Annotated in this window: 20 protein-coding genes and 1 tRNA gene; 11 read left to right on the top strand and 10 right to left on the bottom strand. The window is 56.9% G+C overall.

Annotated elements, in window-relative coordinates; all coding sequences use genetic code 11:
* Positions 1-299: 299 nt before the first annotated feature.
* Complete coding sequence (locus ACQZ5M_RS01760; RefSeq protein WP_449078958.1) at positions 300-488, top strand: hypothetical protein; 189 nt, start codon at positions 300-302, stop codon at positions 486-488.
* Positions 489-577: 89 nt separating this feature from the next.
* On the opposite strand, the gene ACQZ5M_RS01755 is transcribed toward ACQZ5M_RS01760, so the two are convergent.
* Positions 578-662: transfer RNA gene (locus ACQZ5M_RS01755), tRNA-Leu, on the bottom strand.
* Between the two features lie 188 nt (positions 663-850).
* Between ACQZ5M_RS01755 and lipB the strand changes: the two genes are divergently transcribed.
* Complete coding sequence (lipB, locus tag ACQZ5M_RS01750) at positions 851-1,585, top strand: lipoyl(octanoyl) transferase LipB (protein ID WP_296078125.1); 735 nt, start codon at positions 851-853, stop codon at positions 1,583-1,585.
* Positions 1,586-1,725: 140 nt separating this feature from the next.
* Here lipB and ACQZ5M_RS01745 read toward each other — a convergent pair whose 3' ends face one another.
* The 3 genes from ACQZ5M_RS01745 to ACQZ5M_RS01735 all read right to left on the bottom strand — a co-directional run bounded on the left by ACQZ5M_RS01745 (position 1,726) and on the right by ACQZ5M_RS01735 (position 6,044).
* Positions 1,726-3,843: a putative bifunctional diguanylate cyclase/phosphodiesterase gene (locus tag ACQZ5M_RS01745; protein ID WP_449078957.1), complete on the bottom strand. Its 2,118-nt coding sequence runs from the start codon at positions 3,841-3,843 to the stop codon at positions 1,726-1,728.
* Between the two features lie 233 nt (positions 3,844-4,076).
* A complete protein-coding gene (locus ACQZ5M_RS01740) occupies positions 4,077-4,700 on the bottom strand; it encodes a glutathione S-transferase family protein (RefSeq protein WP_449078956.1) in 624 nt (207 codons plus the stop codon).
* 129 nt (positions 4,701-4,829) lie between these two features.
* On the bottom strand, positions 4,830-6,044 hold the full coding sequence (locus ACQZ5M_RS01735) for an NADP-dependent isocitrate dehydrogenase (protein WP_449078955.1): 1,215 nt from the start codon (positions 6,042-6,044) through the stop codon (positions 4,830-4,832).
* Positions 6,045-6,258: 214 nt separating this feature from the next.
* On the opposite strand from ACQZ5M_RS01735, the gene ACQZ5M_RS01730 reads away from it, so the two are divergent.
* The 3 genes from ACQZ5M_RS01730 (at position 6,259) to murI (ending at position 8,511) form a co-directional block, all read left to right on the top strand.
* Entirely contained in the window at positions 6,259-6,789 is a 531-nt protein-coding gene (locus ACQZ5M_RS01730; protein WP_449078954.1) for a hypothetical protein, read from the top strand.
* A 77-nt stretch (positions 6,790-6,866) separates the two neighbouring features.
* Positions 6,867-7,700, top strand: a complete 834-nt coding sequence (locus tag ACQZ5M_RS01725; protein ID WP_296078131.1) for an RNA methyltransferase — start codon at positions 6,867-6,869, stop codon at positions 7,698-7,700.
* The gene (gene murI / locus ACQZ5M_RS01720) at positions 7,678-8,511 is read left to right on the top strand and encodes a glutamate racemase (protein ID WP_296078133.1); all 834 of its coding nucleotides are present in this window, start codon (positions 7,678-7,680) and stop codon (positions 8,509-8,511) included. Before ACQZ5M_RS01725 ends, murI begins: the two co-directional genes overlap by 23 nt.
* A 922-nt stretch (positions 8,512-9,433) precedes the next feature.
* Here the strand turns inward: murI and ACQZ5M_RS01715 are convergent.
* Positions 9,434-10,633: a DUF2865 domain-containing protein gene (locus ACQZ5M_RS01715; protein ID WP_296078135.1), complete on the bottom strand. Its 1,200-nt coding sequence runs from the start codon at positions 10,631-10,633 to the stop codon at positions 9,434-9,436.
* A 145-nt stretch (positions 10,634-10,778) separates the two neighbouring features.
* A complete protein-coding gene (locus ACQZ5M_RS01710) occupies positions 10,779-13,097 on the bottom strand; it encodes an NADP-dependent malic enzyme (RefSeq protein WP_296018833.1) in 2,319 nt (772 codons plus the stop codon).
* A 231-nt stretch (positions 13,098-13,328) separates the two neighbouring features.
* On the opposite strand from ACQZ5M_RS01710, the gene ACQZ5M_RS01705 reads away from it, so the two are divergent.
* Positions 13,329-14,159, top strand: coding sequence for a UDP-2,3-diacylglucosamine diphosphatase (locus ACQZ5M_RS01705; protein WP_296018835.1), 831 nt, complete (start codon positions 13,329-13,331; stop codon positions 14,157-14,159).
* A 24-nt stretch (positions 14,160-14,183) separates the two neighbouring features.
* Here ACQZ5M_RS01705 and dgcA read toward each other — a convergent pair whose 3' ends face one another.
* Entirely contained in the window at positions 14,184-15,167 is a 984-nt protein-coding gene (dgcA, locus tag ACQZ5M_RS01700) for an N-acetyl-D-Glu racemase DgcA (RefSeq protein WP_449078953.1), read from the bottom strand.
* 145 nt (positions 15,168-15,312) lie between these two features.
* Between dgcA and ACQZ5M_RS01695 the strand changes: the two genes are divergently transcribed.
* From ACQZ5M_RS01695 to ACQZ5M_RS01680, 4 genes are read left to right on the top strand one after another with little or no spacing between them, the layout of a single operon-like run.
* Positions 15,313-16,470, top strand: coding sequence for an MlaE family lipid ABC transporter permease subunit (locus tag ACQZ5M_RS01695; RefSeq protein ID WP_449078952.1), 1,158 nt, complete (start codon positions 15,313-15,315; stop codon positions 16,468-16,470).
* A gap of 10 nt (positions 16,471-16,480) precedes the next feature.
* Entirely contained in the window at positions 16,481-17,320 is an 840-nt protein-coding gene (locus ACQZ5M_RS01690) for an ABC transporter ATP-binding protein (protein ID WP_449078951.1), read from the top strand.
* A 2-nt stretch (positions 17,321-17,322) separates the two neighbouring features.
* Positions 17,323-18,693: an MlaD family protein gene (locus ACQZ5M_RS01685; RefSeq protein ID WP_296018844.1), complete on the top strand. Its 1,371-nt coding sequence runs from the start codon at positions 17,323-17,325 to the stop codon at positions 18,691-18,693.
* A gap of 29 nt (positions 18,694-18,722) precedes the next feature.
* A complete protein-coding gene (locus ACQZ5M_RS01680; RefSeq protein ID WP_296078142.1) occupies positions 18,723-19,331 on the top strand; it encodes an ABC-type transport auxiliary lipoprotein family protein in 609 nt (202 codons plus the stop codon).
* A 91-nt stretch (positions 19,332-19,422) separates the two neighbouring features.
* Here ACQZ5M_RS01680 and ACQZ5M_RS01675 read toward each other — a convergent pair whose 3' ends face one another.
* Together ACQZ5M_RS01675 and gltA are read right to left on the bottom strand one after the other, a co-directional pair.
* Positions 19,423-19,860 (bottom strand): PACE efflux transporter, encoded by a 438-nt coding sequence (locus tag ACQZ5M_RS01675; RefSeq protein WP_296018846.1) that lies wholly within the window; start codon positions 19,858-19,860, stop codon positions 19,423-19,425.
* Between the two features lie 199 nt (positions 19,861-20,059).
* Complete coding sequence (gene gltA / locus ACQZ5M_RS01670) at positions 20,060-21,349, bottom strand: citrate synthase (RefSeq protein WP_296018848.1); 1,290 nt, start codon at positions 21,347-21,349, stop codon at positions 20,060-20,062.
* A gap of 259 nt (positions 21,350-21,608) precedes the next feature.
* Between gltA and ACQZ5M_RS01665 the strand changes: the two genes are divergently transcribed.
* The gene (locus ACQZ5M_RS01665) at positions 21,609-24,089 is read left to right on the top strand and encodes a ComEC/Rec2 family competence protein (RefSeq protein WP_449078950.1); all 2,481 of its coding nucleotides are present in this window, start codon (positions 21,609-21,611) and stop codon (positions 24,087-24,089) included.
* A gap of 11 nt (positions 24,090-24,100) precedes the next feature.
* Here the strand turns inward: ACQZ5M_RS01665 and ACQZ5M_RS01660 are convergent, their stop codons facing one another.
* Entirely contained in the window at positions 24,101-24,790 is a 690-nt protein-coding gene (locus ACQZ5M_RS01660) for a glutathione S-transferase family protein (RefSeq protein ID WP_449078949.1), read from the bottom strand.
* Positions 24,791-25,162: the final 372 nt, after the last annotated feature.

Raw genomic sequence — 25,162 nt, 5'->3', positions numbered from 1 at the left:
TTATCGGCGATGTGTGACTTAGCCATGCTACCTCAGGGGGAGCATGTTTCCCTCGTAGGAGCCGTTCTGTAGCGTTTGCCGCATTCGAGTGCGACATCACCTTAAGGTCGCACGGCTGCGTGCTGGTGACGAAACATGGAAATCGGATGTGCGGTGCGTGGTTCGATGAATATCAACGGCTGATGCGCGACCCGCAGCATTCAGTCTTCCTCACCTGGCCCTTCCTCGCGGATGGTTTCTTGTTGCCAAGGAACTCGCGCGCGGCTGTCTGCATTGTCTTCTCAACAGAGGAGACCATCATGGAAAATTATGCAGGACTTCGACAGCAGATTGCACAGGATCTCGAGACGCTCAGTCGTGCCGAGAGCCCGAAATCCATCTTCGAAATTGCGGATGATTATCTACTCGGAAATCCGTCGCTGAAGCGCGAATTGGTGGAAGATATTATCAAGGAAGAGGCGGATAAAAGAAACATCCCGATCCATTGATTGGGTTATGGGGCCTTCGCGCAAAGCTTTGGAAAAATCATTTAGATAACTGAAGACAAAGAAAAACCCGCCGAAGCGGGTTTTTCTTTTGGTGCGGTCGAGAAGACTCGAACTTCCACGGGTTGCCCCACAGCGACCTCAACGCTGCGCGTCTACCAATTCCGCCACGACCGCATCGTGGTAGGTTCGACTTGCGCCGACGGGGGTGCATGTAGCAAAAGGATTTTGGGTGCACAAGAGCGTCGTGACAGTTTTTTGAAATTAAAAACAGGCCTTTCGCTCCCTATATGGAAGAAGCCCAGAAACGCTGGGCTTGCAGCCTCGATTCCGTTCTGCCAGAAGGCTGTGGAAAGGACATTTTCATGCTCACACGCACCGATCTCACCCAAAAAATGTATCCCGTCGCAGGCTCGCCGCCTGTGCGCTGGCGAATCTCCGACGGGCTGGTGCCTTATGAGCAGGCGATTGAGGAGATGGAGCGTGAGGTTGCGGCAATCGCTGCGGGCGAAGCCGGTGAGCTTGTGTGGCTGCTGGAGCATCCACCCCTCTACACGGCTGGCACAAGTGCCGATTCGTCCGACCTGATCGAGCCGGATCGCTTTCCTGTCTTCGCGACGGGGCGAGGCGGGGAATATACATATCACGGGCCGGGACAGCGTGTGGTCTATGTGATGCTTGACCTCAAGCGCAGACGCCAGGATGTGCGCGCCTATGTGGCCTCACTGGAGGAGGTCATTATCCGCACGCTCGACAAGATGAACGTCAGGGGCGAGCGGCGTGAGGACCGCGTGGGTGTATGGGTACGTAGGCCGGAGAAGCCGCTTCTGCCGGACGGCTCGATGTCGGAGGACAAGATTGCGGCACTCGGTATTCGCTTGCGCAAATGGGTGAGCTTCCATGGTCTTTCGATCAACGTGGATCCAGATCTGAGCCACTTTGGCGGGATCGTTCCCTGCGGCATCACGCAATATGGCGTCACAAGCCTCGTCGATCTCGGTCTTCTGGTGATGATCAATGACGTCGATGTGTTATTGCGCGAGGCTTTTGAGGAAGTCTTTGGCGATACCGCGAATGAGAAAACCGGCGCTGCGGCTTAACGAGGTTTCATCGCGCGCTTCGGCTCAGGGGCAACAAGGTGGCCCGGGCGCTTGGGCAAATTCGCCCAACGCTTCTGCTCTATCCAAGATGGTCTTGCAGCCCATGCGCAGCGATGGTGCGTGGTCAGGGGTTCTCAGGCTCAGCCGTCCGTGCCCGTTCGTCCAACAGCCACGTCGGCTACGCTTGTCTGGTCCTTGGCGTCTGCTATTGATGAACTGAGGGATCGCTCGACGATACTCAAGCGCCCCGTCGCTAAGATCCGATCGAGTGATGCGGGACGTCCGAGCAAGTAGCCCTGTGCTTCCCCACATCCTTCGGATTCAAGAAGGGACAGTTGTTCCTTCGTTTCTACCCCTTCCGCCAGTACCGGAATTCTGAGGCCCTTGCCGAGTGCCAGTACCGTGCGGATAATGGTCAGTGCTTCCTCATTGCTGTGGGCTTCATCAATAAAGGAGCGGTCGAGCTTGATCTTGCTGAACGGGAAGGACCGCAACGTATCAATCGACGAATAACCTATGCCAAAGTCGTCAAGAGCGACGGAGACCCCATAGGACTTGATCTGGCGAAGCATGTGAAAGGCGCGCTCACGATCCTTCAGGATGGCCGTCTCCGTGAGTTCCAGCTCCAGTCTATGTGGGGCAAGTCCCGTTTCCAGAAGCACGCTCATGACGAGCTTGGGCAGATCGCCAGCGGCAAACTGGACTGCGGACAGGTTGACGGCGACTTTGCAGGCTGGTTCCCATGAGGCCGCGGCGGTGCATGCCGTGCGCAGCACCCACTCCCCAAGTTGCAAGATAAGGCCATTCTCCTCCGCGAGCGGAATAAAGTCTGAAGGCGGGATGAAACCATGCTCGGGATGGTGCCAACGCAAGAGGGCTTCGTAGCCTGTGACCTCTCCAGTAGAGACCGAGGTCTGTACCTGGTAGTGGATTGAAAGTTGATTGCGCGACAGCGCTTTGCGCAAATCAGCTGCCATGCAGCGACGTGCTTTGACGGCCGTGTCCATGCCTGCTTCATAGAAGCAGACGCGTTTTTCCGTTAGTTGCGACTTCGCCCGATACATTGCAAGGTCTGCGTTGCTGACGAGCGTTTCCTTGGTGGTCGCATCGTTCGGGTAGATGGCGACACCGAAGCTCGCGCCGGCAACAATTTGAGATTCGTCGACGTTGATCGGACTGAACATCACGGCTTCGAGACCTTTCAGGAACCTGTTGACGCCGGTTAGGTCTTTGTCCTCAATGCGGAAGAGGGCTGCAAACTCGTCTCCTCCAACGCGGGCGATGAACTCGCCCTTGTCTTCGCGAACGAGGTTTTTGAGCCGTATTCCAAGGTCGGTCAACACTTCGTCCCCCACATGATGGCCGCGTGTATCGTTGATTTCCTTGAACCGATTGAGATCGATCCCGATCATGGCGATCCTGATCTTTTGCGTATCGGCGACCGCAAGCTCACGATCCAGCTTCTCGTTGAAGTTCGCGCGGTTGGGGAGGCCGGTCAGAGCGTCGTACAAGGCCATTTGGCGAAGATGCTCAATGGTCTCGGCGCGTGTGCCGTTATCGATGAGGTAGCTGACCAGGCCGCAGGCAACGATGACGAAAGCCATGCCGGAAATCGCGATGGCCAGAGTCCAGAGGGAATCCGGATTGGAGAAGGATCCATCGACGAACATCGGCTCGATGCGGAATGCCGTCATGCCTGTGAAGTGCAAGACAGCAATGGCAAGGGTCAAGACCACTGCCATGAGGTTGCTGCCTTTTCGCATGCCAAAATGCAGTGCAGCCGAAGACAGCGCGACGGAGAGAAGGATGGAGGCGACGAGGTAGGTCGCGTCCCAGGATACGATGCCCTGCACACGATAGGCTATCATGCCGGTATAGTGCATGGTGGAGATTGCGAGACCGACGATCGCGCCGCCCAAGGCGGGCATGAGAAAATGCCGCTTGCTGATGGCTACTGCGAAACCGATTGCATTACCGAACACCACGGCCAGAAGCGAAACCACGGTCAACGGCAGATCGAAGCCGATCGGTACGCGCGCATCATAGCCGAGCATGGCGACGAAATGCGTGCACCAAATCGCCACGCCCGCGGAAAGTGCTGTCATTGCCTGCCAGCCCACGCGCTGTTTTCCGCTCGCTGTTATCGTCTTGCTGAACAGCCGCGATGTCACCCATGACCCAGTGCCGCACAGCAAGACGGCCATCAGCACCAGCCAGATGTTGTGGTCATAGACGATGCATCCAAGCACAGTCATCATTACAGTCGCCTCTCGTTGTAAGGCGCTGCGTCAGCGCGAACGCAGCAACCGTGTACTGCGTTCGCAGGCCCATTGGCACTTATTGGTTTTACAACACAACGAGTTAATGATTCATATGTGGTCGGGGTTAAATTTTATAATATCTACAATGACTTATCTCAATCTAAGGTTGGTTTTTGCAGCTTGGGCGACGCATCCTCTGATAGAGTATGGATATTCCGAACGTAATTGGATCAGCTTGTCTTCATCTGTTTGATGAGCGCGTCATCGATCTCCTGAGCTCGCGAGAAAGCTGGGCGCTGCGCAAGACGCGCGAGATAATCGGTGAACGCCAAGCGCTTCTCCAGCGTGCCAAATTGCAGTCCCCAACCAATATGCGAGCCCACATAGACGTCAGCGGCTGTGAAGGTTTCGCCGGCGATGAAAGCAGTCTGCGTTACGGCGTATTCCAGGGTGTCCATAAGGTCCTCGAAGCGTCCGCAGCCCGCCATGCGATATTTGTCTTCCGGAATTTCAAAGCCCATAGCGCGGTTGGTGACGCCCATTTCCAGCGGACCAGCCGCGAAGAAGAGCCAGCGATAGTAGAGACCACGGTTGGAGCTTGGCGGGGCAAGCCCCTTTTCGGGAAAAGCATCTGCCAGATAGGCGCAGATTGCCGCGCATTCCGTCACGACCACGTCGCCGTGCTTGATCGCTGGCACTTTGCCCATGGGATTGATCGCTTTGTATTCGCCAGCCTTCATATCGCTTTCAAAGCCGATGATTTTTGTATCGTACGGCGCCCCCACTTCCTCTAGCATCCAACGGATGATGCGTCCGCGTGACATGGGGTGGGTGTAAAATGTCAGATCGTTCATGTCTCTCTCCCTATTTGGTGATGGGAGTTTGCTCCGGCAGGACGACCTAATCAAGACAGCGCCCGGGGGCAAAAAGAAAACCCGGCGCGAAGGCCGGGTTTCCATCGATTTTGGAAGGGCAGGTGCCGATCAGGCAGCCATGGCCTTCTTGAGATTTTCGTCGATCTTGTCGAGGAAGGCGGTGGTGGAGAGCCAAGGCTGATCGGGTCCGATGAGGAGCGCGAGGTCCTTGGTCATGTAGCCAGCTTCGACGGTGTCGACGCAGACGGTTTCCAGTGTGGATGCGAACTTTGCCAGTTCTGCGTTGTCGTCCAGCTTTGCGCGGTGGGCGAGACCACGGGTCCATGCGAAGATCGACGCGATGGAGTTGGTCGAGGTTTCCTGGCCCTTCTGATGCTGGCGGTAGTGGCGCGTGACCGTACCGTGCGCTGCTTCTGCTTCCACCGTGCGACCGTCCGGAGACAGAAGAACCGAGGTCATCAGACCGAGCGAGCCGAAGCCCTGTGCGACGGTGTCCGACTGCACGTCGCCGTCGTAGTTCTTGCAGGCCCAGATGTAGCCACCGGACCACTTCAGCGCGGAAGCGACCATGTCGTCAATGAGGCGGTGCTCGTAGGTGATGCCGGCTTCGTCGAACTGCGCCTTGAATTCGCTCTGGTAGACTTCTTCGAAGATGTCCTTGAAGCGACCGTCATAGGCCTTCAGGATGGTGTTTTTCGTGGACAGGTAAACCGGCCACTTGCGCATCAGGCCGTAGTTCATCGATGCACGGGCGAATTCGCGGATGGAATCGTCGAGGTTGTACATGGCAAGAGCCACGCCGGCGCTCGGAGCGTCGAACACGTCCTTCTCTATGACCTGGCCATCTTCACCGACGAACTTGATCGTCAGCTTGCCCTTGCCGGGGAACTTGAAATCGGTTGCCTTGTACTGGTCGCCGAAAGCGTGACGGCCGACAACGATCGGCTGGGTCCAGCCTGGAACCAGGCGAGGAACGTTCTTGCAGATGATCGGCTCACGGAAGATGACGCCGCCCAGAATGTTGCGGATCGTGCCGTTCGGGCTCTTCCACATCTGCTTGAGGTTGAATTCCTCAACGCGGGCTTCGTCCGGTGTAATCGTTGCGCACTTGATGCCAACGCCGTGCTTCTTGATGGCGTGTGCCGCATCGACGGTTACCTGGTCGTTGGTCGCGTCGCGGTTTTCAACGGAAAGATCGTAATATTCGATATCCAGATCGAGGTATGGCAGGATCAGCTTGTCCTTGATGAGCTGCCAGATGATACGGGTCATTTCGTCGCCGTCGAGATCGACGACCGGATTGGCTACCTTGATCTTTGTCATGAATTCCTCACCTTCGAGAGCGGTTGCGCCCAATCGAGCGCCATAAGGGCAAATATCCCGTGGCGCTATAGCATTGCGAGCCGTCAGAGGCAAAGCCGTCGGCCGGTTTTTTTGGCTTCACCAAAACGCGTTTGCTGCATTGCCAAAATGCGCTTGCTGATTAAATTCAGGCGAATCGCTTACGTTGGGTAAGCTGAAGTTTCAGGACGTCATCATGCAGAAGATTCTGCTCGCCATTGCCGCAATGTTCATTTCCTCCAGCGCCTTTGCCGCCGACCCGACCGAGCCAGTGAAGAAGGTTATGGACATCACGGTGAAGAACTGGTCCGGCGAGGCGGACGACTGGAAATACATCTTCGACGAAGATCTACTGACGACGCTTTTCAGCAAGTCCTTCATCGCTCAGTACCGTGAAGCCTCCAAGAAACCTGCCTATGAAGCAGAGTCCGGCGAGAAGGGCGACCCTTTCGGTTACGACGTCGTGACCAATTCTCAGGACGGTTGCCCGTTGCAGGACGTCAACATCTCGGCAGCGCCGCCCAAGGACGGCGTGAGCGACGTGACAGTTAAGTTCAAACTCTGGGCCTGCATGGATGAGGCAGAGATGAAGACGACGGTCGATCAGGTCAATTTCGATGTGATCGAGGAGGACGGCAAGCCGGTCATCAACGACATACACCGCGTTGGCGACGAGGGTCGCGATTCCCTCCAGCAGGAGATGACCAACATCATCAAAGGCGAATAAGCCGTCTTTCGCGCCCGCTTGCCTTTGATTTGCGCGGAAAACTGTGCCAGTGAAGCCTAAAAAAATGGAAGGCGACTATGGCAGGTACAAATAGCGATCTCGAACTTATTGCCGAAGGCCCGGCCATCATCCTGGTCGAGCCTCAGCTCGGCGAAAATATCGGTATGGTGGCGCGTGCTATGGCCAATTTCGGTCTTGCCGAGTTGCGTCTGGTCAATCCGCGTGATGGCTGGCCAAGTGAGAAGGCCCGCGCTGCGGCCTCGAAGGCAGATCACGTCATCGATGCCACCAAGGTTTATGAGACGCTGGAAGACGCCATCCGCGACCTTAACTTTGTCTACGCAACGACTGCCCGCGAACGCTATGGTTTCAAGCCGGTGCGAGCGCCTGTCACTGCGACCGAAACTCTACGCGCCAAGTTCAAGGCGGGCGAAAAGACCGGAGTTCTCTTCGGTCGCGAACGTTGGGGACTGACCAACGAGGAGGTAGCGCTTGCCGATGAGATTGTCACATTCCCCGTCAATCCGGCATTCGCTTCATTGAATATTGCCCAGGCCGTCCTGTTGATGTCCTATGAATGGATGAAATCCGGCATGGAGGATCTTGCGGAGACGGCGTTCGATTCCGTTCAGCAACGGCCTTCCACCAAAGCGCAGGTTTTCGGCCTGTTCGATCAGATCGAAGAGGCGCTGGATGCGCGTGGATATTTTCATCCGGCTGAAAAAAAGCCGAAAATGGTGGACAATCTGCGGGCTGTTCTGTCACGGCGTGGTTTCACCGAGCAGGAAATCAGCGTGTTTCGCGGCGTGATCAAGTCGCTCGATGCCTTTCCGCGCCGCTGGCCGAAAGGGGCAGGCAAGGGCGCCGAAGGCGAGGGGACCTCAAAGAATGGCTCTGGCGACAACGACTGACGTTTCTCTATCCAAGCCGATTCTCGTTTTCGATTCTGGTATTGGCGGGCTGACGGTTCTGCGTGAGGCGCGGGTGTTGATGCCAGAGCGAGGCTTCATCTATATCGCTGACGATGCGGGCTTTCCCTACGGGGGCTGGGAAGAGGATGGTTTACGCCAGCGCATCCTTACCTTGTTTGCTGACCTGCTCGAAACGTATCAACCGGAACTGTGCATCATTGCCTGCAACACCGCTTTCACGCTTGCAGGCGCCGATTTGCGGGAGGCTTTTCCCGACATGACGTTCGTCGGGACGGTTCCTGCCATCAAGCCAGCGGCAGAACGTACACGTTCGGGCCTGGTTTCGGTTCTGGCGACGCCCGGCACGGTCAAGCGGGCTTACACCCGCGATCTTATTCAGTCTTTTGCCTCTCAATGCCATGTCAGGCTGGTGGGTTCTGAGAACCTTGCCAGAATGGCGGAGAGCTGGATCAGAGGCGAAACTGTCTCCGACGAGGCGGTGCTTGCTGAAATCTCGCCCTGCTTCATCGAGGACAAGGGCAGGCAAACAGATATCGTCGTACTTGCCTGTACCCATTATCCCTTCATGGCAAATCTGTTTCGCAAGCTTGCGCCGTGGCCGGTGGACTGGCTCGATCCTGCCGAAGCCATTGCCCGGCAAGCGCGCCGCAAGGTAGAGGTGTTGCCGGGCGTGGACCACCCGGAAGGCTTCGATTTTGCGGTTTTCACGTCTGGTCGTCCGGATTTCACCACACGACGGTTAATGCAGGGCTTCGGTTTGAGGACGGCGTCAGGCGAAGATCGCGCCTAAATCCGCCGGTTTTGTCGGTCATTCGGATGTCCTTATCCGTTGATGTGACATTTTTGCACTCAAAGACCGTTGATTGATGCAATTCGAGATTGAACCTCTTGCGGATATAGCACAGCTGTGTCACAAAAATCAGGCCCGTAACTCAAGAAACAGGAGGCGTTGAATGACCACATTTAAGCACACTCGCCTCTATGGGCCCGTTTCCTCCGTAGCTCCGGTATCTTCCGGACATTTGCTGCGCGAAAACCGACGCGGAATGGCGATTTAAGCTTTTCGCTGCCTTGTCAGGCGTTTCACTATACATCACGGTGTGTTGACTAGTCTTCTGAACGCGTAGACTTTTCTTCGCAGGCAGTTTCCGCACGCCTTTTTTCATCACAAGAGGACCTGGTTGCTTTTCTGCGCTGGGACGGATGACTTATGTCTAAACAACAATCTTTGAGTGTAAATGATCTATCGAAAGCCGTTGACGAACTGGTTCGGACCTTTGGCGTTGGAGCCACCTTGAAAGCGGTGCTGCTTGGTATGCTGACCCGTCAGCGGACAAAAAATCATGCGGCGCACCTGTCGGATCGCATGAGACGCGACGTTGGCCTCCCTGTCAGAGAGCCTGTGCCGGGCGAGCCACTCGTGCCGCCCTGGTTTCCGCGGTTCTAAAGCGATCTAGGCAAGAGTGCGACGCATCCTCGCGGTAAAGTGCGCTGGCGAACTGAAGCCGTCCACGTCGGTGGAGACTCTAAGTCATCGCTCGACGCTAAAGGATCGCTTAGTCAGAGGTCTCTCCGGTCAACGTCGGTTGGCTGGAGTTCCTCTGGCGAGGAGACAATCGTGTCGCGATCTTGCTTTCGATGTCTGCTTTTTTGGGCAGGTCGGCTTCCAAAACCACTGCATGCTTTTGCGGGACGTGCTTCAAGCCCTCACGCTATTCTTGCTGTGGCTGCGCGCCTTTCAATGCGGGATTTTTCAAGTCGATGCGGCTGGTTTCTTCCGGGAGGAACTGGGGACCGACAACACGGACCTTGCTGTTCTTCGGATCGTAATCGCGTTCTGGAACAGGGGCGGCCTTGGCTTCCTCTTGTGGGGATGCGGGTTGATCTGCAGGCTTTTTGGTCTCAGGCTGGGGAGAGGGAATGCGGGTGACGCCCGAGTAGGGCTGGGTGGACGGCGTCTCGTTGGAAGAGGAATGATTTGGCAGAGATTGAGGTGCGCTCGCCTGCTGCTCCTGCCGCTTCATTTCCTGATGATAGGCTGCCATGTTGCAACTGCATGACGCAGAGCGCGAAGACGGCGAGCCGTTTCGGTAGGCGAAGGCGGTCTGCATCGACTTATAGGGCTGGCCGGTCTTTGCCGACACCATGTCGGAGCTCTCCTGTCCCACCATGGCATGATAGAAAAGTTCCGTTTCGGTTCCCGGGCACATCCGCTCGCATTGGGCCGCCTGCTCCGGGAAATCCTGCGGAGATGCATTGGACGAGATCGGGAAGAAAGCCCCGTCGCATGTGCGTACACAAAGTGTCCTCAGCTCGCCTTGAACCTGTATGTCGGGACCGGGCGCATAGCCATTGCCCCAGCCATCATCGTCGCGAAGCGGGTCAGTATAGTCGCGCGGCTGTGTATCGGGCAGAGGATCTATGGCGGCATAATCGGACGGACGTCTGTCAAGGCAACCTTCTGCCTCAAGTGCCGCCATGATGCGGTCTTGTCGGTCCGCGTCAACGGTGCGCCGTTGCGAAAGCGCATGATTGCGGTCTTGCTCGATCATGTCCCGCTCGGCTTCGGCCTGCGTCAGCGCATCGGTGATTTCCAGGCACAGATCGGTGTTGGGGTTGCCATAAACGATGACGCTGCCGGATGAGCAGCCATAGCGTCGCAGATCGTTCTTGATGCGGCGTATGACGAGATTCTGCTGCGTCAGCGCATTGGCGAACCGTCGCACTTCCGACGTGTTGCCGATGACCTGCGTGGAGTTTGAGGGTTGTCTAAGCTGTGCCTCGAGCGTTTGGCAGATGTCCTGTGCCTGCGTCGTAAGCGGGGCAACGAGGCAGGCGGCCAGCACAGAGCCGATAAGCCGGATGCTGCGTGGCGAAACAGGTAAGGCGGATTTATGCAGGCCGGTCAGCATTCAGTCGGCATCCTTCTCAACATCAATCACGAACGCGCGCAGCATGATAAAGTTCAGGATAGCATAGGGCTGTGCCGCAATGCGGCAACAGCAGTTTCAAAATTGCGTTAATTGGAAATCACGCAATGTCGGGCGGCCAAAGTCCTCACGCAGAGGGATGAGACGCCTGCACGGCGGCGAGCGCTGCCATATTGACCACACCGCGAGACGTGACAGTGGGTGACAGGATGTGGGCCGGAAGCGCGGTACCGAGCAGGATCGGGCCGACATGCAGTCCTTCCGTCATGGTGCGAACGATGCCAAGCGAGATATTGGCCGAATCGAGGTTCGGAAACACTAGGAGGTTCGCTTCGCCGGAAAGCGCGCTGTTCGGCATGGCGCGTTTGCGCAGAATTTCCGAAAGCGCTGAGCCACCCTGCATTTCGCCATCGATTTCCAGATGCGGCGCTGCATCGCGAACGAGTTGCAACGCAGCGCGCATCTTGCGGGCGCTGGCAGAATCACGCGATCCGAAGTTTGAATGGCTGGCAAGCGCGATCTTTGGCGTGATGCCGAAGCGCTTGATTTCCTTGGCCGCCAGCATCGCCATCTCGGCAATGTCTTCAGAGCTTGGATCGTAGTTGACGAAGGTGTCCGTCATGAACAGCGCGCCGCGCTGCGTGATCAGCAGACTGAGGCCAGCGAAGGACTGCACGCCTTCTTGCTTGCCGATGATCTGGTTCACGTCACGCAAGTGCCGGTCGAACCGGCCTTCAAGACCGCAGATCAACGCATCCGCCTCGCCGCGCTTGACGGAAAGCGCGCCGATGACCGTGCTGTTCGTGCGTATGATGGTGCGGGCTGCTTCCGGGTTGATACCGGCGCGACCGACAAGCGCGAAGTAGTCGTCGACATATTCACGGTAGCGCGGATCGTCTTCGGGATTGACGACGGCGAAATCGGCATTCGGACGAATGCGCAGGCCAAAGCGCTTCAGGCGCGTTTCGATAATCTGCGGACGCCCGATCAGGATCGGAACACCTGTTCCTTCTTCGAGGAGAACCTGGGCTGCGCGCAGCACGCGCTCGTCTTCGCCCTCCGCGAAGATGATGCGCTTCTTTTCCGCGCTCTTGGCGCTGTTGAAGATCGGCTTCATGATGAAGCCGGAGCGCCACACGAACCGGTTCAGCTGGTCGAGATAGGCATCGAAATCCGTGATCGGTCGCGAAGCGACACCGCTTGCGGCGGCAGCGCGGGCAACCGCCGGCGCGATACGCAGGATGAGGCGCGGATCGAACGGTGACGGAATGAGGTAGTTCGGGCCGAAGACCGGAGTTTCCTCGCTGTAGGCCTTTGCTGCGACTTCGGAAACTTCCTCGCGGGCCAACTCGGCGATCGCACGAACGGCTGCCATTTTCATTTCTTCATTGATGCTGGTTGCGCCACAATCCAGCGCACCGCGGAAGATGTAAGGGAAGCAGAGGACGTTATTGACCTGGTTCGGGAAGTCGGAACGGCCCGTGCAGATCATCGCGTCAGGGCGGGCAGCGCGCGCTTCATCCGGCATGATCTCAGGCTTTGGGTTGGCCAATGCCAGAATCAGCGGCTTTTCCGCCATCTTGGCCAGAAGCTCGGGCTTGAGAACGCCAGCAGCCGACAGACCAAGGAAAACATCGGCGCCTTCGATGGATTCGGCCAGCACGCGTTTGTCGGTCTTCTGCGCGTAGATTTCCTTCCACTCGTCCATCAGTGTGTTGCGGCCTTCATAAACGAGGCCCTCAATATCATGGACCCAGATGTTTTCCCGCTTTGCGCCCATCTCAACAAGTAGGTTGAGGCAGGCGAGAGCCGCCGCACCGGCACCGGAGGCAACGATCTTGACGTCGGAAAGAGACTTGCCTGCAAGTTCCAGAGCATTGGTCACGGCTGCGGCAACGATGATGGCCGTACCATGCTGATCGTCGTGGAAGACCGGGATGTTCATCTTAGCGCGCAGCTGGCGCTCGACTTCGAAACACTCCGGCGCCTTGATATCTTCGAGATTGATACCGCCAAAGGTCGGCTCCAGCGCCGAAATGGTAGACACCATGTCGTTGATGCCGGGCGCCTCGATTTCGATATCGAAGACGTCGATGCCGGCGAATTTCTTGAAGAGGACGGCTTTGCCTTCCATGACGGGCTTTGATGCCAACGGCCCGATATTGCCCAGACCGAGGACGGCGGTGCCGTTGGAAATCACCGCCACAAGGTTGGCGCGTGCGGTATATTCCGCTGCCGTTTCAGGATTCTCATGGATAGCAAGACACGGGGCTGCGACCCCTGGCGAATAGGCAAGTGCCAGATCTCGCTGGTTGCCGAGCGGTTTGGATGCCTGGATTTCAAGTTTTCCGGGGCGAGGATAGCGGTGGTAGAAAAGCGCCTGCTCATCCAGATCCGCATTGCTCGTGCTCTTGCTTGGCGTCGTGCCCTTGTCCTGAGAACTCATCTTTTCACCGCTTATTTCAATTATCGTGAAGGTCTTTGCATACAACAAACATACCGGTGGTACAGCCGTTTATTTGGCGGGTGGTATGCAAAAGCGTAAATGTCGCTATTCGCAAAAAGCCAGGACCCCGGCCATCGAAGTGCCGCTTTGTCATCTTGCTGAAACACGAGTCTGGTTTTCCAAGAGCTGAAAGATTTCCAAACGCCTTTCCTGAGACGAGGGGACGAATTCATGGCTGCTGAGACCGAAACCAGACACTTCCGGACGCTCTTCATTTCCGATGTGCATCTTGGCTCGAAAGCAGCCAAGACGGATTTTCTCTTGGACTTTCTGAAGTATCACGAGGCGGATACGATCGTTCTCGTCGGCGATATCATCGATGGTTGGCGTCTTCGGCGCAGCTGGTACTGGCCGCAGGGCTGCAACGACGTAGTCCAGAAGCTTCTGCGCAAAGCGCGTAAGGGTGCGCGCATCGTCTACATTCCCGGAAACCATGACGAATTCCTGCGCGAATTCCCCGGTACGCATTTCGGCGGCATCGAAGTCGCCGAGCGAATGATCCATGAGGCTGCAGATGGACGAAAATATCTCGTGCTGCATGGAGACGAGTTTGATGTCGTGGTGCGCAACGCGCGTCTTCTCGCCTATCTTGGTGACTGGGCTTACGATGCCGCCATTGCCGTTAATGTCGCCATTGCTGCCGTGCGCCGCCGCATTGGCCTGCCATATTGGTCTTTTTCGGCCTGGGCAAAGCTGCAGGTGAAGCACGCGGTGAATTTCATCGGTGAGTTCCAGCGCGTCGTGGCGGATGAGGCGCGCCGCAACAAGGTCGATGGCGTGATCTGCGGTCATATTCACCATGCAGTGATGGAGGATATCGACGGTATCCGCTACATCAACACCGGCGACTGGGTGGAAAGCTGCACGGCGATTGCCGAAAACATGGACGGCACCTTCGAACTTATCACTTGGATGCAGACCAGCGACAAAACCGTAGAGCCGAAGCTTGGCCAGTTGGAGCCGGTCGCATTTCCCAAGATGATCAGTTCGAAAGCCGCATAAGAAGGTCTTCCCCGGCTCGCGTTTTTATCCCCAAAGTTCCGGCCGCGGAGGATGTACGAGCGATCCTTCATAGACAAGACCTGGTTCGCGTTCCCGTGCAAGCAGCAGCGGACCGTCGAGATCTGCGAACGCCGCATCCTGAGCCAGTAAAACGGCGGGCGCCATGGCGAGAGATGTGCCCAGCATGCAGCCAACCATAATCGTGTAGCCCAGCCGTTCGGCCTCCTGTTTCATCACGATCGCTTCTGTAAGACCACCTGTTTTGTCGAGCTTGATGTTGATCGCGTCGTAACGATCTTTCAGCGACGCCAGATCCTTTGTCAGATGAACGCTTTCATCGGCGCAGATCGCCACAGGGCGGCGGATTTTCGCCAGAATATCATCTTTACCAGCAGGCAGAGGTTGTTCGATGAGAGAGATTTCGAGTTCCGCGGCAATAGCCATGTGGCGCTCGATATTGTCTTCATCCCATCCTTCGTTTGCATCCACGATGATTTTCGCGTCAGGCGCCGCCGCACGGACGGCGCGCAGTCGAGCCTCGTCATCCTGCGTTCCCGTCTTGATTTTCAGCAAGGGGCGATGGGCGTTTTCTCTGGTCTTCGCCGCCATGGTTTCCGCATCCGCGAGCGAAATCGTATAGGCGGTCAGAATCGGCTTTGGCGGCCCCGGAAGAATGAGCGAGGAGGCAGGTTGACCCGTGAGCTTTGCGTCCAAGTCCCATAAAGCGCAATCCACGGCGTTGCGCGCGGCGCCCGGTTTCATCGCCTGCTGCAGGTGTTGTCTGTCCAGGCCCGATGCAATTGCCTTTGCGGCCGCGTCGATATCTGCCAGAACGCCTTCTATCGTCTCGCCATAGCGGGCATAGGGTACGCATTCGCCCTGACCTTTGATGCCATCCTGTGTAATAGCGCAGGTGACGACGTGGATTTCCGTGCGGCTTCCCCGGGAAATGGTGAAGCTTCCTGCAACTGGAAAGGTATGTGTTGTGGCTTCGAGGTAACGGCCCATAAAAATTGCCTTATAGTTGGGGGTAAATGCGTGGAACCCGCAAAATTTCTATCCATTTACGGAGCACCGCTGTGGCTTGCTGGTCCGGCAAACGATATGAATCGTTAAGAGAATCTTTCAATAAGCTGCATTCGCGCGGAGAAATATGCAAGAACAGCAACCAGGCAAGCAGGTGGAACCGGCTGCAATCTCGGCGGATGACGGCGCGGAACGCGGCGGCGCGCGCTATGTGCTGACCGGATCCTGGCGTAATGCCAATATCTCTGCCGTACTGCCTGAAATCGACAAGCTCGAAAAAGCTGCATCCGGTGCTATCAAGATTGACCTTTCCGGCATCGACAATATCGATACGACGGGCGCCTGGGTTTTGCATCGCCTGCGCAGTCGTTTGGAAGCATCTGGCTCTGAGGTGAACTTCGAGGGCAACGAGAAGGTCGAGGAGATCATTACCTCGCTTCCCGATGAAGCGCCGCTGCCGCCGAAGGATACGCAAAAGCGCAGCATTGCCAGCCGTATCTTCGATCCGGTCGGACGCAATGTCGTACAGGCAGGTTCTGACTTTCTGGCGGGCATGTATATTCTGGGTTCCGCCGTGCGTGGCGCGCAGATGAAGCTCGGCCGAGGGCGCGGCGTATCGCCTGCCGCCATCGTCAACCAGGTTGATAATATGGGCGTGCGCGCCGTGCCGATCATCGTGCTGATGTCGTTTCTGATCGGCGCGATCATCGCGCAACAGGGTGCTTTTCAGCTTCGCTATTTCGGCGCTGAAGTGTTCGTCGTCGATCTCGTCGGCATTTTGCAGTTGCGCGAAATCGGTGTCCTGTTGACTGCCATCATGATCGCTGGCCGTTCAGGCAGCGCCATTACCGCCGAAATCGGCTCGATGAAGATGCGTGAGGAAATCGACGCGTTGAAGGTCATCGGTCTCAATCCCGTTGGCGTCCTCGTCTTTCCGCGTCTCGTGGCGCTGACAATCGCTCTGCCGCTTTTGACGATCATCGCAAACTTTTCCGCACTGTTTGGCGCCGCGGTGGTGTCGCTGCTCTATTCTGGCATTACTTTTGAGGTCTTCCTGTCGCGTCTTCACGCCGCCGTCGAAAGCTCAACGATTGCGTCCGGCATGATCAAGGCGCCATTCATGGCACTGATCATCGGAATCGTAGCGGCTGTTGAGGGCATGAAGGTCGGTGGTAGCGCGGAATCGCTCGGCAAGCACGTCACGTCGTCCGTGGTGAAGTCGATCTTCGTGGTTATTCTTGTGGATGGCCTCTTCGCCATCTTCTACGCAGCCATCGATTTTTAAGGAGAAGGCTGTGGATCAATCAGAACAAGTCCCGGATAGCCAAGAGAGCAAGAAGGACCGCGAAGTCGTCCTGTCCGTCGAGGGCGTGACTGTCAGCTTCGGCGACAAGGTCGTGCTCGACAATCTCGATCTCGATGTCTATCGCGGTGAAATTCTAGGCTTCATCGGGCCGTCCGGTGCGGGCAAGTCGGTGTTGATGCGCACCGTGCTGCGGCTCTTGCCGCGCCAGGGCGGAACCATCAAGATTCTCGGGACTGATTATGACAAGGCATCGGACGAGGAGCGCATGTCGCTCGACACGCGTCTTGGCGTACTTTTCCAGCAGGGTGCTCTCTTCTCCGGTCTGACTGTGAAGGAAAACATTCAGCTGCCGATGCGCGAATATCTCGACCTCCCGCAGAAGCTCATGGATGAGCTTGCTGCGTTGAAGATCGAAATGGTGGGGCTGAAGCCGGATGCCGGTGACAAATTTCCATCTGAACTTTCAGGCGGCATGATCAAGCGCGCCGCGCTTGCGCGCGCATTGGCGCTCGATCCCGATCTGGTTTTTCTGGACGAGCCGACATCGGGTCTCGATCCGATCGGTGCTGCAGAATTTGATATGCTGATTGCGCGCTTGCGCGATTCGATGGGGCTGACCGTCTATATGGTGACCCACGATCTCGACAGTCTGTTTTCAGTCTGCGACCGCATTGCCGTTCTCGGCAACAACAAGGTGGCAGTCGAAGGTACACTCGAGGATATGTTCAACAACGACGATCCCTGGGTCCAATCATATTTCCGCGGAAAGCGGGCTCGCGCAGTCGTCCTTCCGGATGGCACGCAACAGATTCCGGGGAGTAACGGATAGGCATGGAAACCAAGGCGAATTACACCATTGTTGGTATTTTCACGCTGATCGTGGTCGCGGCAGCATTCGGCTTCGTCTACTGGATGGCCGAGTTCGGTCGCGGCGGTCCGACGGCTCAGTTGACGATCCGTATTCCCGGATCGGCAAACGGCTTGTCCGTTGGTTCGCCGGTGCGGTTCAACGGTATCCCGGTGGGTACGGTGCGTGGTCTTTCGATCGACCGGGACGATCCGGCCTACTCGATTGCCTATACGGAAGTGCAGGCAGATGCACCCGTGTTCCCATCCACCCGCGCCGTCCTTGAAATTCAGGGCCTGACGGGTGCTGCCTATATCGAGCTTTCCGGCGGTCGCAGCAATGAGGAACGCATTCTCCAGAAATCCTTCGAAACCGGCGTACCTGCCGAACTGACGGCGGATCTGTCGAGTGTGACGAACCTGTTGGCCACAGCCGACAAGATATTGAAGCGCGCCGATGGCGCGATCGGTGAATTGCAGGGCTTCGTTCAGGACGCTCGTGGCCCGCTAACGGAGACTGTTCGCAACGCCGAGAAGTTTTCCGCTGCGCTCGCTTCCAACTCCGATGGCATCGAAAACTTTCTGGAAAGCCTGAGTTCTCTTTCGACGACTGTTCAGTCCGTCTCCGTTCGCCTGGACGGTACGCTAACGGCGGTCGAAGATCTGGTGAAGGCGGTGGATTCGCAAAAGATCGATTCGATCCTGACGAATGTCGACAAGGTTACAGCCGATGTGGCTGCTTCCTCCAGCGGCATTCAGACAGTGATGGAAACAGTGCAGCGCACCTCAGCCAATTTCGAACAGGCAAGTGCTGACGTGCAGACCGTGATCAAGCGCGCCGACGCGTTGCTGGCCTCTGTCGATGCAGCGAAGGTAAGCAATACCGTGGAAGATGTTTCGGCAGCGACCGCCGATGCCCGCCAGGCCATCTCCACCTTCCGCCAGATTGCCGATGACGTGGGAACACGTCGTCAGGATATCGATCAGGCTATTGCCGACTTTACCGACATGTCTCGCAAGCTGAACATGGCATCGAACCGCGTTGACGGAATTCTGGCGAAAGTCGACGGCATGCTCGGAACCGATGACGCCAATTCGCTTTTTGCCAAGGCGCGCGAGACACTCACCTCGTTCAAGGCTGTGGCCGACAACCTCAATGCGCGGATCGGTCCGATTGCCGACAATCTGGCTCGGTTCTCGAATGGGGGGCTGAGGGATTTGCAGGCGCTGATCAGCAGCACACGGCAGACGGTGGACAATCTGAACAGCACGATCACCAATTTCGACCGCGATCCGCAGCGTCTGATTTTCGGTGGCGAGAACGTAAAACAATATGATGGCCGGACACGGCGCTGATGGGGGTTAGTGATTCCATGATTTTGCAGATGCCTCGCCGGAAAAACGCCCCGGTCTCGACGAAGTTTGCCGTGATGATGCCTCTGCTGGGAGCGCTTTTGGCTGGATGCGGCGGCGGTGCGACGAACGATACGTTCGATCTCTCGGTTTCACCCGCGCCAGTCACGCAGGCGCCATCACTGAAATCGCGCCAGTTGCTGGTCGCTGAGCCGACAGCTCTCAAGGCGCTCGACAGCGAGAACATCGTCGTGAGGCTGTCGAACTCCGAAGTCCAGTATTTGGCCAAGTCGCAATGGAGCGACCGTCTTCCGCGCATGGTGCAATCCAAGCTGGTCGAAGCCTTCCAGGATACCGGCAGGCTGGGCGGCGTGGGACGTCCGGGGCAGGGGCTTGCAATCGACTATCAGGTTGTGACGGATATTCGTGCCTTTGAAGTCGACACAAAGAACAACGTCGCCAATATCGAGATTTCGGTACAGTTGTTGAATGATCGCAACGGGACGGTTCGGGCACAGGATGTGTTCCGTGCAAGCGCTCGCGTCAGCGGTACGGGGAACGCCAACTTCGTCAAGGCCCTGGACGCGGCCTTTGCATCTGCATCTCGCGAGATCGTTGCCTGGACGTTGAAGGCTCTGTAATCGGCACCTGAGGTCTCAGAATTAACGCCGCGACATCATCCGATGCGCGGCGTTTTTCCGTACAATTCCCTATACGGTAAGCCCGAAAGCATTACTTGGCCGCGGCTTCCTTCTGCCATTCCGGCAGGGGAAAGATCGCATCATAGGCCCAGTTGAAGACGAAGGCGTAGACCACGTAGAACAAGGCAAAGGACACGTCCATGATCAGCGCGTGGATAATGCCGATGCCGAGGTACCAGGCGATAAAGGGCATCAGGACGATCAGAAGTCCGAGCTCGAAAAGAGCGGCATGGACAACTCTTATGGGTGTCGTCTTCAGCGTGGTGCCACGCAGGCGCTGCAAGATATGATCGAAACCCAGATTGTAGAGATAATTCCAAGCCGTCGCGACGGTTGCGCTGACAACACCCACGATGCCGATGTCGCTCATTGGCATGCCGAAAACAAGCGCGCCGAGCGGGACGACCAGAGCAAGGCCAATAATTTCGAAGCTAAGAGCGTGGCGGATACGATCGCCTATGCTGCGCATGGGAAACTCCCGAGATAATCACCGGGCCGTCCCGAATGCTTTTGCCGACATGGCCGAGGTCGTCCTCACAGGCCCGATATAAGGGCAAGCGGTTTTTGCTTCAAGTCTCTGCCTGTGCGGCGAACCACTCTGACAGCGTCAGAAACATAAAAAAAGCGCCCCATGAGAGACGCTTTTTTGTTTGGATTGTCCGAACGGTTTAGCGCTTGGAAACCGGAAGATAGTCGCGCTTGGGTGCGCCGGTGTAAAGCTGACGCGGACGACCGATACGCTGCTGCGGATCTTCGATCATTTCGTTCCACTGAGCGATCCAGCCGACTGTGCGGGCAAGAGCAAAAAGAACGGTAAACATGGTCGTGGGGAAGCCCAGAGCCTTCAGCGTGATGCCGGAATAGAAGTCGACATTCGGATAAAGCTTCTTCTCGACGAAGTAGGGGTCCGAGAGAGCGATCTTTTCCAGTTCGAGTGCGACCTGCATGATCGGATCGTCGGAATTTCCGGTCGCTTCCAGCACTTCATACATCGTCTTCTGCATGAGCTTGGCGCGAGGATCGTAATTCTTGTAGACGCGGTGACCAAAGCCCATCAGGCGGAACGGATCGTTCTTGTCCTTGGCGCGAGCGATGTATTCCGGAATACGATCAACGGTGCCGATTTCGTTCAACATGTTGAGCGCTGCTTCGTTTGCGCCGCCGTGGGCAGGGCCCCAGAGGCATGCAATGCCGGCTGCGATACATGCGAAGGGATTTGCGCCCGAGGAACCGGCAAGACGAACGGTCGAGGTGGACGCGTTCTGCTCGTGATCGGCATGAAGAATGAAGATGCGATCCATGGCGCGTGCCAGAACCGGATCGACCTTATATTCTTCGCACGGCACCGCAAAGCACATGTGCAGGAAGTTCGATGCGTAATCGAGGTCATTCTTCGGGTAAACGAAGGGCTGGCCGATGTGATACTTGTAGGCCATGGCCGCGATCGTCGGCATCTTGGCGATCATGCGCAGCGAAGCGACCATGCGCTGGTGTGGATCGGTGATGTCTGTCGAGTCGTGGTAGAATGCGGACAGAGCGCCAACTGTGCCGCACATGACGGCCATCGGGTGGGCGTCGCGACGGTAGCCGGTGAAGAAGCGGCTCATCTGCTCATGCACCATGGTGTGACGCGTCACACGGGTGTCGAAGTCCTTCTTCTGTGCGGCTGTCGGCAATTCGCCGTAAAGCAGGAGATAGCAGGTTTCGAGAAAGTCGCCCTGTTCGGCAAGCTGCTCGATCGGGTAACCACGGTGCAGCAGAACGCCTTCGTCACCATCGATGTAGGTTATTTTGGATTCGCATGAAGCGGTCGAGGTAAAACCGGGATCGTAGGTGAAGGAGCCGGTGTGTTTGTACAGGGTGCCGATATCGACGACGTTCGGACCGATCGTACCTTCTCGTACTGGCAGATCGACCGTCTTGTCGCCGAGGGTCACTGTCGCGCTTTTTTCCGTCATACCATACCTCCGAATATGCAGGCGATGCGGGAGTGACGCATCGGCCAATTAAGCGTCAGGGATTTAGCTATATGATCCGCGCCAAGATGCCAAGCTATCCAAAAGGCAAATTGTGCATTGCAGAATTGGAATATGCTGATCTAATCGTTTTGCGCCTCAACTGTTTCATTTTAAGTCAATGCTTCCTTAATCGCTGCAGGCGATTGCAATCCGAATCTGCAAGCTGCAAACTGCTTGCAGGGGCTTAAGAGGGCGGCCATTGCAGGATTTGGGGGAACGGCAGCATTTTCGCTTGCTCGACACGCGCACGCCCGCAACGGGCGCGCCGGACGCATCGAGCTTACCCGAGACGGTGACGCCCAACGATATCGGGTCTTACGACACGGTGCTCAGCCCGCCGCAGAACCCAGTCCATCGTATCGGCGCGGCTTTGTCGCGTTATGTGATCGAGGAGCTACAGTACCGGCATGTCTTTCTATTCGTCCCGGTCTTCATTGCGGCCGGAGCGGCGCTTTGGTTTTCTTTGCCGGTTGCGCTCTCAGGTATCGCCCTTTTCACAAGCGGTCTCTTCATCATACCGGCTGCGGTCGTCACACGTCACCGTCAGAGCGTTCTGTCATATCTGCTGGCTGCAGCAGCGCTTCTGTTGCTTGGAATGATACTCGCCGACCTGGAGACGCGCCGGGTGGGAACGGTCGTTCTGGACGGTGCCGTTACCACCACGATCAGTGGCACGGTGGAGCGGCGCGAAGTCGATGCAAAGGGTCACTGGCGCTATGTCATCGCACTGAAATCCACCAGCGATCCGATGCTGGCGCGATTACCTGACCGAATCTCCGTTCTTTCTCGCAGCCGGCATGAGCCTGTTCCGGTCGGTGCAGGTATTAGCGGAAAGGCGCGCCTCTCTCCACCGTCCGGTCCGGCTCTTCCCGGCCTCAATGATTTCGCTTTCTCCGCCTATTTCGATGGCATCGGTGCCACTGGCTTCTTCTACAGCGCACCTGAGGCGTTGCCGCTGCCGGCAAGCGTCGAGGGGAGGTCGCGGTGGGTGCATGACGTCTCCTCCTGGCTCTACATGCTGCGTTCGGCCATTGCTGATAGGATACGCAGCGTGATCGGCGGCGATGCCGGTGCGTTCGCGGCCTCCGTTATCACCGACGAGAGAAGGGCAATCTCGGAGGAGACGATGGAGGCGCTGCGCGTTTCAGGGCTGGCGCATATTGTTGCCATTTCCGGGCTGAACATGGCGCTCGCATCCGGCATTTTCTTTGTCGGCATGCGTATGGCGTTCAGTCTATATCCGGCTTTCTCGCAGCGCTGGCCAGTCAAGAAAATCTCCGCATTCGCAGCGCTCATGATGACGCTTGCCTATTACCTGATCTCCGGTTTTGCAGTCTCTGCCGAACGGGCGTGGTTGATGATGTCGATCATGCTGGCGGCCGTCCTCGTCGATAGGCCGTCGATCAGCCTGCGCAATGTGGCGCTGGCGGCGATCGTTATTCTCGTGATGTCTCCGCATGAGATTATGGGGCCCAGTTTCCAGATGTCCTTTGCCGCGACACTGGCGCTGGTTGCCGCATATGCGTTCTGGAGTAGATGGCGAGGGGACGGGGAGCGGCGTTTCATCGCGAGGCCACCGTTATGGATGGTGCTTTCCTCCAAACTCGGCGCTATCGTCGGCGGCGTCATCATAACCTCGCTGATCGGCGGGGTTTCCACTGCGATCTACTCCGTGGAGCATTTTCACCGCGTCACGACCTATGGGCTTGCCGCCAATCTTGCGGCCATGCCTGTGATGTCGCTCATCGTCATGCCGTTTGCTCTGGTGGCGATGCTGCTCATGCCATTCGGGCTCGATGCGCCTTTCCTGGAAGTGATGGGCTACGGCATGGCAATCGTTATCGATATCGCCAAAACAGTCGCAAGCTGGGGCGGAGATGCCACTATCGGGCGCCAGCATTCCTGGTTTCTCATCGTGTCGACAACGGGCTTTCTTCTGCTCACGTTGCTGCGCACGCGCCTTGCGCTTCTGGGGCTGCCTGTTCTCATCATAGGTTTTGGCCTTATGATCGTCGAGCAGCGCAAAACCAAGCCCGACCTGTTGATCTATGAGGACGGCGCGCTTGTGGCTTTTCGCAACGACGATGCCATCGCCACGACCAAGAGACAGGCAAGAGGTTTCGTCTACGACCAGTGGGAAAGAGCAGTGCCTTTGCCGCAGAAGCACATTGCCCCGCTTGTGCTGGATGACAAGGTTGCAAGGGCAGGCAACGACACGCAGCAGAAGGCGACACGTCGCCCGAAACCGCTGAGCGGCGAAGAGAGACAAAGCGCCCAGGCCAGAATGGTCACCGCTTTCGATCGACGCAATCTCTTCACCTGTCAAAAAGACGCATGGTGCGCCGGACGCCATGGCAGTGGTGTCAAGGTTGCAGTTGTATCCGATACGGCCTTTGCCGGAACGGCTTGCGATGCAGCAGATATTGTCGTCACCATGCGCTTCGTGCCTTTCACCGAGTGCCGCTCAGGCGCGCTGCTGATCAGCGCAGCCACCTTGCGAAAAACGGGATCGCTAGAGCTTTGGCTGAACGCCAGCGAAGCGCCCGTCGCCAAGGCCCGGGCGTCGATGAATAGCCTGGAAAGAGCGTGGTCCGTGCATCGCGCTTATGACTGGCGCAGCAAGACGTTCGATACGCAGTTACCGGACCATATCCGAAAGATGCTTGAGAAGCAGCCCTAGGTCCTTCGGTGTCAATTTGGAGATGAGCGCAAATCCTGGATGATTTCGCCTGACGCCAGGACTTCCTCTTCATGATCTGGATCACGCCATTGCTCGGAGAGCGCTGCTTGTTCCCATGCTTTCATCGCTGGCAGTGCGAGAAGGCGGGCTTTGTAGGCCTCAGCCTCCGGTGACAGAGCCGTTTCATAGGTCTTGAAGCGAAACGCGACTGGGCAGAAGAAGGCATCGACGGCTGTGAAGTTCTGGCCCGCCAAAAACGGTCCCCTGAACGTTTCAAGCCCCTGCTGCCAGAGGGCGTCGATGCGCGCTATGTCCTTCGTCAGCGCCTCGGTCTGCGCTTTTGATCTCACCCGCAGGCCAACATTCATGGGATGAAGATTGCGCAACGCTTGAAAGCCTGAATGCATCTCAGCAGTTGCAGAGCGCGACCATGCCCTGGCATTCGCATTGCTTGCCCACACGCCGTCATGACGCTCGGAAAGGTATTCGACGATCGCAAGCGAATCCCAGACGGTGATATTTCCATCCACCAGACAGGGTACCTTACCTGTGGGCGAGAAGTGGGTGAAGCGGTTCACTGGATCGGGATCGTTGAAGGGCACGAGCCTCTCTGCGAATGCGATTTGCAAGGTCTCCATCAGCACCCAGGGCCGAAGCGACCAAGACGAGTAGTTCTTGTTGGCTATGTAGAGTTCGTACATCCTTTTGTCTCCAAATGGTGATGCGTTTGTTCGCATGGCTTGATGGCTTCCGGCGCTGGTTCACGTTGAAGCGCGTCCCAATCATTCAGATCCGCGCATATGCCCTCGTTCGATATTAGAGCGCCTCTCACTGCTGCATACCGTTGCGCAGTCTCATGCGGACAATGCTTGGGTTTTCGCGGGTGACAACATTTGTCAGTAATCTCGTAGCGCGGTCCCACAGGGAGTTACAGGCCGGATCACGAATAGCGGTCTTCACATTATTTGATGTGTCGGTCTGTCGAAGAGCAAAGACAGTCGCCGTGAGTGGTGGGATTTGAACTTCATTCGAAGTTCGGTGTTCGGTGGCTAGGTATCGTGAAGTAGGAGGAA

Source organism: Rhizobium sp. 22-785-1, from assembly GCF_053521965.1.
The sequence above is the reverse complement of the archived record's forward strand: the minus strand, read 5'-3'. Positions and strand labels throughout refer to the sequence as shown.

Bases quoted from the DNA above. Each gene is read 5' to 3' on its own strand.
- gltA (WP_296018848.1), bottom strand. From the start codon at position 21,349: ATGACGGAAAAAAGCGCGACAGTGACCCTCGGCGACAAGACGGTCGAT.
- murI (WP_296078133.1), top strand. From the start codon at position 7,678: ATGGCTCTGGCGACAACGACTGACGTTTCTCTATCCAAGCCGATTCTC.
- ACQZ5M_RS01660 (WP_449078949.1), bottom strand. From the start codon at position 24,790: ATGTACGAACTCTACATAGCCAACAAGAACTACTCGTCTTGGTCGCTT.
- ACQZ5M_RS01760 (WP_449078958.1), top strand. From the start codon at position 300: ATGGAAAATTATGCAGGACTTCGACAGCAGATTGCACAGGATCTCGAG.
- ACQZ5M_RS01710 (WP_296018833.1), bottom strand. From the start codon at position 13,097: ATGAGTTCTCAGGACAAGGGCACGACGCCAAGCAAGAGCACGAGCAAT.
- ACQZ5M_RS01705 (WP_296018835.1), top strand. From the start codon at position 13,329: ATGGCTGCTGAGACCGAAACCAGACACTTCCGGACGCTCTTCATTTCC.
- ACQZ5M_RS01680 (WP_296078142.1), top strand. From the start codon at position 18,723: ATGCCTCGCCGGAAAAACGCCCCGGTCTCGACGAAGTTTGCCGTGATG.
- ACQZ5M_RS01735 (WP_449078955.1), bottom strand. From the start codon at position 6,044: ATGACAAAGATCAAGGTAGCCAATCCGGTCGTCGATCTCGACGGCGAC.
- ACQZ5M_RS01685 (WP_296018844.1), top strand. From the start codon at position 17,323: ATGGAAACCAAGGCGAATTACACCATTGTTGGTATTTTCACGCTGATC.
- dgcA (WP_449078953.1), bottom strand. From the start codon at position 15,167: ATGGGCCGTTACCTCGAAGCCACAACACATACCTTTCCAGTTGCAGGA.
- ACQZ5M_RS01730 (WP_449078954.1), top strand. From the start codon at position 6,259: ATGCAGAAGATTCTGCTCGCCATTGCCGCAATGTTCATTTCCTCCAGC.
- ACQZ5M_RS01745 (WP_449078957.1), bottom strand. From the start codon at position 3,843: ATGATGACTGTGCTTGGATGCATCGTCTATGACCACAACATCTGGCTG.
- ACQZ5M_RS01715 (WP_296078135.1), bottom strand. From the start codon at position 10,633: ATGCTGACCGGCCTGCATAAATCCGCCTTACCTGTTTCGCCACGCAGC.
- ACQZ5M_RS01740 (WP_449078956.1), bottom strand. From the start codon at position 4,700: ATGAACGATCTGACATTTTACACCCACCCCATGTCACGCGGACGCATC.
- ACQZ5M_RS01725 (WP_296078131.1), top strand. From the start codon at position 6,867: ATGGCAGGTACAAATAGCGATCTCGAACTTATTGCCGAAGGCCCGGCC.
- ACQZ5M_RS01675 (WP_296018846.1), bottom strand. From the start codon at position 19,860: ATGCGCAGCATAGGCGATCGTATCCGCCACGCTCTTAGCTTCGAAATT.
- lipB (WP_296078125.1), top strand. From the start codon at position 851: ATGCTCACACGCACCGATCTCACCCAAAAAATGTATCCCGTCGCAGGC.
- ACQZ5M_RS01695 (WP_449078952.1), top strand. From the start codon at position 15,313: ATGCAAGAACAGCAACCAGGCAAGCAGGTGGAACCGGCTGCAATCTCG.